Source organism: Geodermatophilus sp. SYSU D00965 (genome assembly GCF_054050075.1).
Map to the genome: position 1 here is coordinate 174,310 of NZ_JBJGYQ010000010.1, position 13,502 is coordinate 187,811.

At 72.9% G+C, this 13,502-nt stretch carries 12 protein-coding genes; 7 read left to right on the forward strand and 5 right to left on the reverse strand.

Annotated features, from left to right (window positions below; translation table 11 throughout):
- Nucleotides 1-45: 45 nt before the first annotated feature.
- From ACI789_RS11865 to ACI789_RS11880, 4 genes are read left to right on the forward strand one after another with little or no spacing between them, the layout of a single operon-like run.
- Nucleotides 46-1,296: an alpha-hydroxy acid oxidase gene (locus ACI789_RS11865; protein WP_457009200.1), complete on the forward strand. Its 1,251-nt coding sequence runs from the start codon at nt 46-48 to the stop codon at nt 1,294-1,296.
- 8 nt (nt 1,297-1,304) lie between these two features.
- Complete coding sequence (locus tag ACI789_RS11870) at nt 1,305-2,306, forward strand: acetamidase/formamidase family protein (protein ID WP_457009202.1); 1,002 nt, start codon at nt 1,305-1,307, stop codon at nt 2,304-2,306.
- A 17-nt stretch (nt 2,307-2,323) separates the two neighbouring features.
- Nucleotides 2,324-3,085 (forward strand): SDR family NAD(P)-dependent oxidoreductase, encoded by a 762-nt coding sequence (locus ACI789_RS11875; RefSeq protein WP_457009204.1) that lies wholly within the window; start codon nt 2,324-2,326, stop codon nt 3,083-3,085.
- A 9-nt stretch (nt 3,086-3,094) separates the two neighbouring features.
- Complete coding sequence (locus ACI789_RS11880) at nt 3,095-3,373, forward strand: hypothetical protein (protein WP_457009206.1); 279 nt, start codon at nt 3,095-3,097, stop codon at nt 3,371-3,373.
- 18 nt (nt 3,374-3,391) lie between these two features.
- On the opposite strand, the gene ACI789_RS11885 is transcribed toward ACI789_RS11880, so the two are convergent.
- From ACI789_RS11885 to ACI789_RS11905, 5 genes are all read right to left on the reverse strand, one after another.
- On the reverse strand, nt 3,392-3,817 hold the full coding sequence (locus tag ACI789_RS11885; protein WP_457009208.1) for a hypothetical protein: 426 nt from the start codon (nt 3,815-3,817) through the stop codon (nt 3,392-3,394).
- A gap of 318 nt (nt 3,818-4,135) precedes the next feature.
- A complete protein-coding gene (gene tkt / locus ACI789_RS11890) occupies nt 4,136-6,262 on the reverse strand; it encodes a transketolase (protein ID WP_457009210.1) in 2,127 nt (708 codons plus the stop codon).
- A gap of 43 nt (nt 6,263-6,305) precedes the next feature.
- Nucleotides 6,306-6,833, reverse strand: a complete 528-nt coding sequence (locus tag ACI789_RS11895; protein WP_456917245.1) for a ribose-5-phosphate isomerase — start codon at nt 6,831-6,833, stop codon at nt 6,306-6,308.
- A gap of 46 nt (nt 6,834-6,879) precedes the next feature.
- Nucleotides 6,880-8,607: a dihydroxyacetone kinase family protein gene (locus ACI789_RS11900; RefSeq protein WP_457009212.1), complete on the reverse strand. Its 1,728-nt coding sequence runs from the start codon at nt 8,605-8,607 to the stop codon at nt 6,880-6,882.
- Between the two features lie 82 nt (nt 8,608-8,689).
- Entirely contained in the window at nt 8,690-9,460 is a 771-nt protein-coding gene (locus ACI789_RS11905) for a GolD/DthD family dehydrogenase (RefSeq protein ID WP_457009214.1), read from the reverse strand.
- Between the two features lie 199 nt (nt 9,461-9,659).
- Between ACI789_RS11905 and ACI789_RS11910 the strand changes: the two genes are divergently transcribed.
- The 3 genes from ACI789_RS11910 (at nt 9,660) to ACI789_RS11920 (ending at nt 13,390) form a co-directional block, all read left to right on the forward strand.
- Nucleotides 9,660-11,195, forward strand: a complete 1,536-nt coding sequence (locus ACI789_RS11910; protein ID WP_457009216.1) for a sugar ABC transporter ATP-binding protein — start codon at nt 9,660-9,662, stop codon at nt 11,193-11,195.
- Between the two features lie 43 nt (nt 11,196-11,238).
- Entirely contained in the window at nt 11,239-12,258 is a 1,020-nt protein-coding gene (locus tag ACI789_RS11915) for an ABC transporter permease (protein ID WP_457009218.1), read from the forward strand.
- 91 nt (nt 12,259-12,349) lie between these two features.
- Complete coding sequence (locus ACI789_RS11920) at nt 12,350-13,390, forward strand: substrate-binding domain-containing protein (RefSeq protein WP_457009220.1); 1,041 nt, start codon at nt 12,350-12,352, stop codon at nt 13,388-13,390.
- The last annotated feature ends 112 nt before the right edge of the window (nt 13,391-13,502 follow it).

The following is a 13,502-nucleotide window of genomic DNA, read 5'->3' on the forward strand; positions in this document are numbered from 1 at the left end:
CGGTGCTGGCAGGGTGGGCGGACCGCCGACACGAGGAGGCCCCGGGTGGTCGAGCGCCGCGTTCCCCGCTGGTCCGAGCTGCGTGAGCTCGTCCGTCCGCGCCCGCTGTCCGGCGACGCGACCGAGCGGCGGCTGGCCGCGGCGGCGACCGTCGGGGACCTGCGCGCGATCGCCCGCCGCCGGGTGCCGCGCGCGGTCTTCGACTACACCGACGGTGCAGCCGGTGCGGAGGAGAGCCTGCGGCGCTCCCGCGAGGCGTTCACCCGCCTGGAGTTCCGGCCGAGCGTGCTCCGCGACGTCTCCGTCGTCGACCCGTCGACGACGGTCCTCGGCCGCCCGGCGGCCCTCCCGCTGGTCTTCGCGCCGACCGGCTTCACCCGGCTCATGCACACCGAGGGGGAGTCCGCCGTCGGCCGGGTGGCCGCGCGGGTGGGCATCCCGCACGCGTTGTCGACCATGGGGACGACGACGATCGAGGCCCTCGCCGCGGCCGCGCCGGGCGGGCGCCGGTGGTTCCAGCTCTACCTGTGGCGCGACCGCGAGGCCAGCGAGGCCCTGGTCGCGCGGGCGGCCGCGGCCGGCTACGAGGCGCTGGTGCTCACCGTCGACACCCCGGTGGCCGGGCCGCGGCTGCGCGACGTCCGCAACGGGTTCACCATCCCCCCGGCGCTCACCCTCCGGACGGTGGCCAACGCCGCCGTCCACCCGCGCTGGTGGGTCGACCTGCTCACCACCGAGCCGCTCGAGTTCGCCTCCCTGCGCTCGTGGGGCGGCACCGTCGCCGAGCTCGCCGACCGCGTCTTCGAGCCGGCTGCGACCCTCGCCGACGTCCGTGACCTGCGGCAGCGGTGGTCCGGCGCGCTGGTCGTCAAGGGCGTGCAGACGGCGGAGGACGCCCGGGCCGTGGTGGACGCCGGCGCCGACGCCGTCGTCGTCTCCAACCACGGTGGCCGCCAGCTGGACCGCGCGCCCACGCCGCTGCTGGAGCTGCCCGCGGTCGTCGCGGCGGTGGGGGACCGGGCGGAGGTCTACCTCGACGGCGGCATCCTCGACGGTGCCGACGTCGTCGCCGCGGTGGCCCTGGGCGCGCGGGCCTGCCTCGTCGGCCGCGCCTACCTGTACGGGCTGATGGCCGGCGGCGAGCGCGGCGTGCAGCGGGTGGCCGACATCCTGTCCCGCGAGGTGGCGCGGACGCTGCAGCTGCTCGGCGTCCCGTCCGTCGCGGAGCTCACCCCGGACCGGGTCCGGCTGCCCGGCGCGCCGCAGCCGTTGCCGACGTCACCTGCGGCTTCCTAGGGTGCGTCATGGACGTCGTCGAGGTCGTGCCGTCGTTCGAGCAGTACGCGTACACGTTCGGTGGGGTGGCCCCGCTGCGGCGGGTGACCCCGGGAACGGCGCTGCGGGTGTGGTCCGAGGACGCGTTCAACGGCGCGCTCCGCTCGACCAAGGACCTCTCCACCGAGAAGGTCGACCTGCGCTTCGTCAACCCGCAGACCGGCCCGTTCTACGTCGAGGGTGCCGAGCCCGGTGACACCCTCGCGCTGCACTTCGTCGCGATGGAGCCGGCGCGTGACTGGGGCGCCTCGGCCGCGATCCCGTTCTTCGGCGGCCTTACCAGCACCGACCGGACGGCGACCCTGCAGGACCCGCTGCCGGACACCACCTGGATCTACGAGCTCGACCGCGCGGCCAACACCGTCACCTTCGCCGCGCAGCACACCGACCTGCAGGTCGCGCTGCCGATGGAGCCGATGCTCGGCACGGTCGGGGTCGCCCCGCCCGGCGGCGAGGTGCGCAGCTCGCTGGTGCCCGAGCGCTTCGGCGGCAACATGGACACCCCGCAGATGCGGCCCGGCACCACCTGCTTCCTGGGGGTCAACGTCGAGGGGGCGCTGTTCTCCGTCGGCGACGGGCACTACCGCCAGGGCGAGGGCGAGGCGTGCGGCACCGCCGTCGAGGGCGCGATGACCTCCACGCTGATCGTCGAGCTGGTCAAGGGCGGGGCCCCGCTCTGGCCGCGGCTCGAGGACGACACGCACTGGATGACCGTCGGCTCCAGCCGGCCCCTCGAGGACGCCTGGCGGATCGGCCAGGTGGAGCTCGTCCGCTGGTTCGGCGAGCTCTTCGGGCTGCACCCGATGGACGGCTACCAGCTGCTGTCGCAGATCACCGAGGTGCCGATCGCCAACGTCGTCGACGCCAACTACAGCGCCGTGGTGAAGGCCCGCAAGTCCCTCCTGCCGCGGGCCACGGCCTACGGCGGGCTGCACGACGACCTCCGCCGCCGCGCGGCGACCCTGCTCTGACCCCTGGGAGGAACCCCGTGGACCTGCAGCTGACCGGCTCCCGCGTGCTCGTCACCGGCGGCACACGCGGCATCGGCCGGGCGATCGTCGAGGCCTTCGTCGACGAGGGCGCCGTCGTGGAGTTCTGCGCCCGCGATGCCGGCGAGATCGAGGTGGCCGAGAAGGAGATCGCCGGCCGCGGCGGGCGGGCCACCGGCGTCCGGCTCGACGTGCGGGACGGCGCGGCGCTGACCGGCTGGGTGGAGGCGGCGGCCGGCCGGCTGGGCGGGCTGGACGCCGTCGTGGCGAACGTGAGCGCGCTGGCCGCGGGGCCGGGGGAGGAGAACTGGTACGCCTCCTTCGAGGTCGACCTCATGCACACGGTGCGGCTGGCCACGGCCGCACTGCCGCACCTGGAGGCGAGCGGCCGCGGCTCGATCGTCGCGGTCTCCAGCGTCTCGGGCCGCGAGTCCGACTTCGCCTCGGGCCCCTACGGGACGATGAAGACCGCGATCGTCGGCTACATCAGCGGTCTGGCGTTCCAGCTCGCCGGCCGGGGGGTGCGGGCCAACGTCGTCTCGCCGGGCAACACCTACTTCGAGGGCGGCTTCTGGCAGGCCGTCGAGCAGGGCCAGCCCGAGCTTTTCGCGGACTCGCTGGCGCTCAACCCGACCGGCCGCATGGGGACGCCGGAGGAGATGGCCCGGGCAGTCGTGTTCCTGTCCAGCCCGGTGTCCAGCTTCACGTCGGGCACCAACCTGGTCGTGGACGGCGCCCTGACCCGCGGCGTCCAGCTGTAGGGGGCGGTCGTGGCCATCATCTACCCCGTCCAGGCCGACGCACCCGAGCCCGAGGACGGCACCGACCCCGACTTCGGCGAGCTCGCCGCCGACCTGTCCGACAGCTGGCTGGTCGAGGTCGCGGTCAGCGACGACGGGGACGACGCCTGCTTCGGCCCGCTCACCGCGCGAGCGGCCTGGGACCTCGCCCTCGGCATCGACGAGCGCCGTCCGGGCTGGACGGTCTCCATCGTCCCGCTGCACGTCGCGTGCACCGCCGACGAGCTGGTCGCCCTCTTCGAGGAGTGACCGGCGCCGGGCGCCCGGTCACGTCGACGTCCCGGCTCCCTCGGCGGTGCCGGCGCCCTCCACGGGGGCGGCCGCGCCCCGCCACTGGCCGGCGGCCAGGACCCGCTCCCACATGACGCCGGCCACCGCGTAGCAGACCACCGCCCGCCAGGAGTCGTCGGACTGCCGCACCCAGCCCGCGAGCTGCCCCCGGTACCAGCGGCCGTCGGTGTGCCGCGCCTCGGCACCGCCGTGGCCGGCCGGGAGGTACAGGTCGTCGGGTCCGGCGGTGCGGACGTCGATCGCGCTGTGCGAGGGCTCCCGGCCGGTGGCCTGCCGGACCAGCCACACGGCCAGCCGGGCCGCCTCGGTGGGACGCCACAGCGGCGCGCTGCGGCCGATCGCGGGGACGCTGAGGTACCAGTCGACTGCGCGCCGGCGGACGATCGCGACGTACTCGGACATGCCGGACCCCTCCGGCGTTCCTCGTCTCCCGCGAGTGCCGGGGAAGCGGTGTCGTGCGGCGGGACCCGGGTCGCGGCGCACACGGGGCGGTCCTCCGGCCGGCGGGGAGAGCGTGCCGGAGAGCGGCGTCCCCGGTCGGCTGCTCGGCCGGGGCCGGCTGCCCGGCACGGCCGAAGGCGACCGGGCGGCCCCAGTCTTCGTCACGCGGGGTCGCCGCGGTAGGGGCAGATCCCGTTCCGCTTCGGCGCCTCGGGGCCGGCCCGTCACGCACCGCCCTCTCGCCACTCCGGGGCGACGCCTCCCCGACGTGGTCAGCGGTCAGCCGGGACGGCCTCCCTCAGCTCCCCGGTCCCGGGCGGCCACCAGCTCCCGCGCGGCAGCGGTCACCGCCTCGGGGGTGAAGCCGAACTTCGTCTGCAGGTCCTTGAGCGGAGCGGAGGACCCGAAGGTGCTCATGGCGATGATCCGGCCACCGGACCCCACCCAGCGGTCCCAGCCGAAGGACGAGGCCTGCTCGACGGCGACGCGGGCGGTGACGGACGGCGGGAGGACCTCGTCACGGTAGCCCTGCGGCTGCCGGTCGAACAGCTCCATCGACGGCATGCTCACCACCCGGGAGGCGATGCCCTCGGAGAGGAGCTGCTCGTGAGCGGCCACGGCGAGTGCAACCTCGCTGCCGGTGGCGATCAGGATGACGTCGGGGACGCGCTCAGGGTCACCGGCGAGCACGTAGGCGCCCCGCGCTACGCCGGCCGCGGAGGCGTAGCGGCTGCGGTCCAGCGTGGGCAGCGCCTGACGGGAGAGCACGAGGGCGACGGGCTCGTGCCGCAGCGGCAGGATGGTCCGCCACGCCTCGACCACCTCGTTGGCGTCGGCGGGCCGCAGGTCGATCATCCCGGGCATCGCGCGCAACGAGGCCAGGTGCTCGACCGGTTGGTGGGTCGGGCCGTCCTCGCCGACGCCGATGGAGTCGTGGGTGAAGAGGTGGATCACCGGCAGTTCCATCAGTGCCGACAGCCGCACCGCACCGCGCTGAAAGTCGGAGAAGATGAGGAACCCCGCCTGATAGGCGCGCACCTTCGACAACGCCAGCCCGTTGGCCACGGCCGCGGCGGCGTGCTCCCGCACGCCGAAGTGCAGGTTGCGCCCGCCCCGGTCGTCGGCGCCGAAGTCCCGGGCACCGGCGAAGGTGAGCCGGCTCTTGTTGGACGGCGCCAGGTCCGCCGACCCGCCCAGCAGCCAGGGCACCCGCTGTGCGATCGCGTTGAGCACCTGCCCGCTGGCATCCCGCCCCGCCATGCCCTTCCGGTCGGCAGGGAACTGCGGGAGGTCGGCGTCCCAGTCGTCGGGCAGCAGCCGGCGCTGCATCCTGTCCAGCGCATCGGCGAGGTCGGGGTGCTCGGTGGCGTAGCGGGCGTAGCACTGCTCCCACTCGCTGCGCAACCGCCGGCCGCGAGCGCGGATGCCTTCCTCGAAGTCCGCGTACACGTCCGCGGGGACGAGGAACCGGGCATCCTCCGGCCAGCCGAAGAACCGCTTCGCCGCCCGGACCTCCTCCTCGCCCAGCGGCTCACCGTGCGCGGCCGCGGTGCCCTGCTTGGTCGGCGCGCCATAGCCGATGACGGTGTCGACGATGATCAGCGTCGGCCGGTCCGCGGTGGCCTTGAACGAGGTGAACGCCCGATCGAGCGCGGCCAGATCGTTCGCGTCGGTCACGTGCTCCACGGCCCAGCCGAGCGCGGTGAAGCGACGGGCGACGTCCTCGCTGAAGGCGAGGTCGGTACTGCCCTCGATGGTGATGCGGTTGCTGTCGTAGATCCAGCAGAGGTTCGACAGCCGCAGGTGCCCAGCCAGCGATGCGGCCTCGGCGCCGATGCCCTCCATCAGGTCGCCGTCGCCGCACAGCGCGTAGACGTCGTGGTCGAACAGTTCGTAGCCGGGCCGGTTGAACGCCGCCGCCTGCCACTGCCCGGCGATCGCCATGCCGACGCTGGTGGCGATGCCGGTGCCCAGCGGGCCGGTGGTGCACTCGACACCGGAGGTCCACCGGTACTCGGGATGCCCCGGTGTCTTCGAGTCCAGTTGCCGAAAGTGGCGCAGGTCGTCCAGCGAGACGGCCGGTTCTCCCAGGGTCTCGTACTGCCGGTTCACTGACGTGACGCCGGAGAGGTGGATCAGGTTGTAGAGCAGCGTCGAGGCGTGTCCCACCGAGAGCACGAACCGGTCCCGGTTCGCCCAGATCGGCAGCTCGGGGTCGTAGCGCAGGTGCTTCTGCCAGAGCGTGTACGCCACCGGCGCCAGCGCCATCGCCGTCCCTGGGTGTCCGGACCGAGCGGCCTGGACGGCGTCCATCGCCAGGGTCCGGATGGTGTTGATCGACCGCCAGGTGCGGTCGGCGTCACCGGCGGCGACCTCGGCGCTGGAGGCGTTGCTGCTCTGGCTCATGCTCTCACTCTCGCGTCTGCGTGGAGGCCCGGTTGGGTCGAGGTCAGTCGCAGCGGGCCCGCGCCATGTCCTCCTCGAGCGCGATCTCCGTGGCGGAGTCGGCCTGTCCGCTCGCGGCCTCGTAGCCGCGGATGGCATCGACCTTCGCCGCCGACGCGGAGGCGGGGTCGAAGCGGTAGCCCAGGTACTCCCGGACGAGCCGCCGGGCCAGCTCGATGCCGATGACCCGCTGGCCCAGGCAGAGCACCTGGGCGTCGTTGCTGAGCACGGCCCGCTCGACGGAGAAGCTGTCGTGCGCGGTCACCGCCCGGATTCCCGGGACCTTGTTGGCACTGATCGCCACGCCCAGGCCGGTCCCGCAGACCAGCACCGCCCGGTCGGCCTTGCCCTCCGCGATGAGCTGCGCGGCGGCCACCGCCACGTGCGGGTAGGCGGTGGTGTCGTCGGCGTTCACGCCCACGTCGGTCACCTCGGCGACCCGCTCGTCGCCCTGCAGGTCCGCCTTCAGCGTCTCCTTGTACTGCAGTCCCGCGTCGTCGGACCCGACGACGACCCTCAGCCGATCGGACATGCGTGAGCTCCTCTGTTCGTTCGTCGTTCGGGAAGGAGGACGGCCGTCAGGCCTCGCCGAGGACGCGGCCGACCGTGCGCAGGCAGGCGGCCAGGGACATCGCCCCGGCGTCGGGCGTGCCGACGCTGCGCTCTGCCAGTGGACGGGCCCGCCCCACCTTGGGCCGCAGCGCGGCGGTGTCCTGCGCGGCCTGCTCCGCCCGGCGCGCGGCCTCGTCCCAGGCCGGCCACAGGTGCTGCCCACCGTCCACGGCGGCGGACAACGCCTCGGTGAACGGCAGCAGGGCGTCGAGCATGGTCTTGTCGCCCGGTTCGGCCTTGCCGAGCCGGACGAGGGCGTCGTAGCCGTCGCGGACCGCGGCGGCGACCACCTCCGGTGTCGGGACGCCGGAGTCACCGATCCGCTGCCCGACCGCGGCGAGCGCCGCACCCCAGAGGACGCCGGAGGTGCCACCGGCCTTGGCCGCCCAGGCGTCGCCGGCCTGCACGAGCACCGTGCCGGGACCGGCCCCGGTGTCGAGGGCGGCGCGGGCGGCGTCGCGCGCGGCCGCGGTGCCGCGCACCATGCCGCGCCCGTGGTCGCCGTCACCGGCGACGGCGTCGATGCGCCCCAGCTCCTCCTCCATCGCGGCCATGTCCTGGGCCATCGCCGACACCGCGGCCACGACGCGGACGGCGCAGTCGCGGGTCGCCTCGTCGACGACGGCGGCCCCGGTGGTGCCGGCGGCGCTCGCGGTGGCCTCGCCGGCCGAGCGGAGCTCCTCACCGCCCTCGGCGCCGAGTGCGCCCTTGCGGTACGCGGGGGTGTCGGCCGGAGCGCGCCAGAAGCGCTCGAGCTCCTCGTCCAGCCACATCAGGGTCAGGGAACAGCCGGCCATGTCGAGGCTGGTGACGAGCTCGCCGACCTCTGGCTCGACGACCTCCAGTCCGGCGTCGCGGAGCCGGCGGGCCACGGACGCCCACACGATGAACAGTTCCTCGTACTTGGTGCGCCCGAGTCCGTTGAGGATCGCCGCGACGCGCGTACCGGCCCCCGCCGGCGTCTCGGCAAGGAGCCCGTCGACCAGGATCCCGGCGAGCTCCGAGGCGGTGGGCATCGGCTGCTCCGAGACACCGGGCTCGCCGTGGATGCCCAGGCCGAGGCCCATCATCCCCAGCGGCACGGTGAACAGCGGCTCCTGGGCGCCGGGCATGGTGCACCCGTCGAAGGCCACGCCGAGCGTGCGGGTGCGGTCGTTGGCCAGCCGGGCCACGCGCTCCACGCCGTCGAGGTCGTACCCCTCCTCCGCCGCCGCCGAGGCGCACTTGAAGACGGTGAAGTCGCCGGCGATGCCGCGCCGCTTGGTGATCTCCGAGACCGGCGCGCTGGCCACGTCGTCGGTCACCGCGAAGTACCGGGCGTCGATGCCCTCGGACCGCAGGCGGTCGACGGCGAGCCCGAAGTTCATCACGTCGCCGGCGTAGTTCCCCGTGGTCAGCAGCACGCCGGCACCGGCGTCCACGGCCCGGCCGACCGAGGCCGCCTCCGCGGCCGACGGCGAGGTGAACACGTTCCCGATCACGGCCCCGTCGGCGAAGCCGCGGCCGACCACCCCGCAGAAGGCGGGGTAGTGCCCGGACCCGCCGCCGACGACGACGCCGACTTTCCCCGGCCGCGGTCGACTCGCGCGGACGACGCCACCGGGGACGCCCACCACGCGGCCGGCGTGGGCGTCGAGGAAACCGGTGACCATGTCCTCGGTGAAGGTGGCCGGGTCGTCGTACAGGCGGGTCACGGACGTCCTCCCATGGACGAGGGGGTGAGGGGGTGCGCCGGGTGTCGGCCGCCGGCCCGCGGACGGCGGCCGGTGCCGGCGGTCAGCGGATGGTGTAGCCGCCGTCGACCAGGAGGTCCGCGCCGTTGACCATGCGCGCGGCGTCGGAGGCCAGGAAGACGGCAGCCGCGGCGATCTCCTCCGGCAGGGCGAACCGGCCGGTCGGGATCAGTGCCTTGAGGGCGTCGCCCTTGGGGCCCTCCCACGCCTTGCGGCCGAGGTCGGTGAGGACCACGGTCGGGGAGATCGAGTTGACCGTGACCCCACGGCCAGCCCATTCTGCAGCCAGGACCTTGGTCACGCCGACCACGCCGAACTTGGACGCGCAGTAGGCGACGTGCTGGTCGAGAGCGACCGAGGCCGCCTGCGAGGCGAGGTTGATGATCGCGCCCCGCCCAGCGGCGAGCATGTGCCGCCCGACCGCCTGAGCCACGAAAAAGGTGCCGGTCAGGTTCACGTCCAGAGTCGTCCGCCAAGCGGACACGCCGATCTCCTCGGCGGGGGCGAGCATGACGACTCCGGCGCTGTTGACGAGCACGTCGATGCGCCCGAAGGCGTCGATCACCATCGCGACGGCGTTTTCCACCGAGTCGGGGTCGGAGACGTCGCAGCTGAACGCACGGGCGCCGTTGCCGACCGCATCGGCGTGCCGCTGTGCCACCTCCCCGTTCAGGTCGACGATCGCCACCTGCGCGCCCTTGGCCGCGTACGCCTGGGCGATCGCCCCCCCGATCCCGGACGCGCCTCCCGTGACGAGGGCGACCTTCCCGTCCAGGTCGAACGACAGGTCGACGGTCGGAGTGTCGTTGGGCATGGGTGGTCTCTCCTCAGAGGAGTGGACGGGCGGTGATCACACGGCTTCGGGGACAAGCAACAAGAGCGCTGCGGAACGCAACATCTCAGATGTGACAACCTCCGTCAACACTCTTTACTTCTCACACTCTGCTCGTTACGTTCCCGCCATCGCCACGTGGTAAGGGCCGCGGGCGGACGACCCTCCGGGAGAGATCTCCATGGCAACCAGTCCCGCGCTCGAGGTGCGAGACCTGCACAAGGCCTTCGGCGGGGTACCGGTGCTCCGCGGGGTCAGCTTCTCCATGCACCCGGGCCGGCTCATCGCCCTCGCCGGGGAGAACGGGGCCGGGAAGTCCACCCTGATGAAGATCGCCACCGGCCAGGTGCGCCCGGACGCCGGGCAGGTCCTCATCAACGGTCAGCTGCTCACCCACCACGACCCTCTGCACGTGCGCAAGCTGGGGGTGGCCATCGTCCCGCAGGAGCTGGCGCCGTACCCCGACCTGACGGTCTACGAGAACCTCTTCGTCGGCCGTGAGTCACGGACGCCGGCCGGGACGCTCAACCGGCGGGCGATGATCGCCGAGGCCCGCGAGATGCTCGAGGTCTTCGACGTCGACATCGACCCCCGCACACGGATGAACCGGCTGTCGGTGGCCCTCACCCAGATCGTCGAGATCGCCAAGGCCACCACCTGGGGCGCCAAGGTGCTCTTCCTCGACGAGCCGACGTCGTCCATCCCCGAGCGCGAGGTCGACCGGCTCTACGCGGTCGTTCGACGCCTGAAGGAACAGGGCGTGGCCATGCTGTACACGACCCACCGGATGGCGGAGATCCAGGAGCTCGCCGACACCGTGGTGGTCCTCCGCGACGGTCAGCTGGTGCTCGACGCACCGCTCGAGGAGACGTCGGAGGACGGCATCGTCCGGGCGATGATCGGCCGCGATCTCGGCGACCTCTTCCCCGAGACCGGTCCGGTGTCCTCGGAGGTCGGGCTACGGGTGTCCGGGCTCCAGCTGGAGCGCGGCGGCCCCGCCGTGGACCTCACCGTCAACAAGGGCGAGATCCTCGGGCTCGGTGGCCTCGTGGGCGCGGGGCGGACCGAGATCGTCGAGGCGCTCTTCGGCATCCGGCACTCGGTGGAGGGCACCGTCGAGGTCGCCGGCCACCCGGTCGCGCGCAACGCTCCCGCGGAGGCCATCCGCGCCGGCGTCGCCCTGGTGCCGGAGGACCGCAAGGGAGCCGGTCTCGTCCTCACCCGCTCCGTGCTGGACAACGGCAGCCTCCCGCACCTGTCCTCGTTCTCCGTGGCGGGCTGGATCCAGGGACGGCGCCGGCGGGCCGCGGTGGGCAAGGCCGCCGAGTCCGTCTCGCTGCGCTCGCGCGGCCTCGACCAGACCGTCGGGACGCTGTCGGGCGGCAACCAGCAGAAGGTCGTCCTGGCCCGCTGGCTGACTCACAACACCAACGTGCTGCTCCTGGACGAGCCCACCCGTGGCGTGGACGTCGGCGCCCGCGGGGAGATCTACTCGATCATCCGGGACCTGGCCGCCTCCGGGCTGGCGGTCGTCCTCGTCAGCTCCGACATGCCGGAGCTGATCGGGTTGAGCCACCGGGTGCTCGTCGTCCGCGCCGGGGGCATCGCCGGCGAGCTCGATCGGGCCGCCCTCGACCGGGACGACGCCCAGGAGCAGATCTTCCGCCTGGCCAGCGGTCAGGCCACCCCGGTCATCGACGGCTCGTCCGCTGCCTGACCCCTTCGTCCCGTCTCGCCGCCCCACCACCCAGGAGTCCCCCGTGAGCACATCCACGTCGGTCACCACACCGGGCCTGCCCGCGCCTGACCAGGCGCCCTCCACGTCCCGCTGGAACCGGGCGCGGATCGAGGAGCTGCTGATCCGCAACTCCATGGTCATCGTCCTGCTGCTGGTCATGGCGTACTTCAGCTACGAGAGCGCGCGCTTCGCGACTCTCGCCAACTTCCGCACGATCCTCATCGCCGCGGCCCCGTTCGCGCTCGTCGCCCTCGGCCAGACCCTGGTGATCCTCACGGGCGGCATCGACCTCTCGGTGGGCAGCGTCATCGCCCTCAGCGCCATGACCGGCGCCTCGGTGGTCCTCGGCCATCCGGAGCGGCTGTGGCTGGCGGTGGCCGCCGGGGTCGGGGTGGGCCTTCTCGCCGGTCTGGTCAACGGGCTGATCATCAGCCGGCTCAACGTCGCACCCTTCGTGACCACGCTCGGCATGCTGACCGCTGCATCCGGTCTGGCGTACGTCATCGGTGGTGGCGCACCGATCAACGGCCTGCCCAGCGAGTACGGCCGGATCGCGAACACCCAGATCCTGGGCCTGCAGGCCCCCGTCATCATCATGATCCTCGGGTTCGTCGTCCTCGGCGCCGTGATGAAGCGAACCGCCTTCGGCCTGCGCATCTACGCCGTCGGCGGCAACCGCACCGCGGCCGAGGTCGCCGGCGTCAACACCCGCCGCACGCTCACCAGCGTCTACGTCCTCAGCGGCGCCCTCGCCGGCCTCTCCGGGATCATCCTCTCGTCCCGCGTCATCTCCGGCCCGCCCAACCTCGGTGCCGGATACGAGCTGGACGCCATCGCCGCCGTCGTCATCGGCGGAGCGAGCCTCATGGGTGGCCGCGGCACCATCTGGGGCACCCTGCTCGGCCTCCTGCTGATCCAGACGCTCAACAACGGGCTGGACATCCTCGTCGTCCCGGCGTACTGGCAGGCGGTCATCAGCGGCGTCCTCATCGTGAGTGCCGTGGCCGTCGACATGTGGGCCTCCCAGCGCCGCACCACCTAGCCACCTCGACCCGGTCTCCGGGTCGCACTCCAGCAAGCCCCGGGGCTCGACCGTGCCCCGTGTCCCGAGCACGACAACGAAGGAGCAACCGATGGTTCGAGGAACGATGCGCCGCGGGGCGGTCGCCCTGGGGGGTGTCCTCCTGCTGGGCACCGCCGCCTGCGGCGCCGGCGACGAGTCGGTGAACGCCGACGGCGAGGGCCCCATCCGGGTCGGCGTGACCGTCTACGACATGTCGTCGTTCATCACCCAGGGCCAGGAGGGGATGGAGGCCTACGCCGAGGCCAACGACATCGAGCTCCTGTGGAACTCGGCGGGCAACGACGTCTCCACCCAGGCCACCCAGGTCGATCAGCTGGTCAACGCCGGCGTCGACGCCATCATCATCGTCCCGGTGCAGGCCGACTCCCTCGGCCCGCAGCTGCAGGCGGCCCAGGCGGCGAACATCCCCGTGATCGCCGTCAACACGACCCTCACCGACGAGAGCGCGATCACCAGCTCCGTCCTGCCCGACGACGTCGCCGCCGGCGCGCAGGAGATGCAGATGATGGCCGATGCGCTCGGCGGTCAGGGCAACATCCTCGTCCTGCAGGGTCCGCTCGGCTCCTCCCCGGAGCTGGACCGCACCGAGGGCATCCAGTCCGTCCTCGAGGAGAACCCGGGCATCAACGTCCTCGCGATGGACACCGCGAACTGGAAGCGGGACGAGGCCGTCAACAAGGTCAAGAACTGGATCTCCAGCTTCGGTGACCAGATCAACGGCGTCGTCGCCGAGAACGACGACATGGGACTCGGTGCCGTGCAGGCCCTCAACGAGGCCGGCATGGACGTCCCGGTCGTCGGCATCGACGGTATCGAGGACGGCTTGACGGCGGTCCAGAACGGCGACTTCATCGGTTCGTCGCTCCAGCACGGCCGGGTGGAGCTCGCGGCCGGCCTGGCCGTGGCGAAGCGCGTCGTCGATGGCGAGCAGGTCGAGAAGCAGTACACCTACGTCATGCCGCCCATCACCCCGGAGAACGTCGACCAGTACATGGCGAACGTGGTGACGGAGAAGGACGCGTTCCTCGAGCGCCTCCCCGACCTGATCCAGCAGAACCTCGAGTCCGGGGACATCGCGAACGAACAGTGACGCCCGGAGTGGGGGGGGGGGGGGGGGGGGGGGGCCCCCCCCCCCCCCCCCAACCCCCGCCCGCCCCGGGTGTGGGCTCACACCCGATGTGGGTGTGAGGAGCGCGCCGGCT

Excerpts from the sequence above, each read along its gene's own strand:
- ACI789_RS11920 (WP_457009220.1), top strand. The coding sequence starts at position 12,350 with ATGGTTCGAGGAACGATGCGCCGCGGGGCGGTCGCCCTGGGGGGTGTC.
- ACI789_RS11870 (WP_457009202.1), top strand. The coding sequence starts at position 1,305 with ATGGACGTCGTCGAGGTCGTGCCGTCGTTCGAGCAGTACGCGTACACG.
- ACI789_RS11905 (WP_457009214.1), bottom strand. The coding sequence starts at position 9,460 with ATGCCCAACGACACTCCGACCGTCGACCTGTCGTTCGACCTGGACGGG.
- ACI789_RS11885 (WP_457009208.1), bottom strand. The coding sequence starts at position 3,817 with ATGTCCGAGTACGTCGCGATCGTCCGCCGGCGCGCAGTCGACTGGTAC.
- ACI789_RS11895 (WP_456917245.1), bottom strand. The coding sequence starts at position 6,833 with ATGTCCGATCGGCTGAGGGTCGTCGTCGGGTCCGACGACGCGGGACTG.
- tkt (WP_457009210.1), bottom strand. The coding sequence starts at position 6,262 with ATGAGCCAGAGCAGCAACGCCTCCAGCGCCGAGGTCGCCGCCGGTGAC.
- ACI789_RS11910 (WP_457009216.1), top strand. The coding sequence starts at position 9,660 with ATGGCAACCAGTCCCGCGCTCGAGGTGCGAGACCTGCACAAGGCCTTC.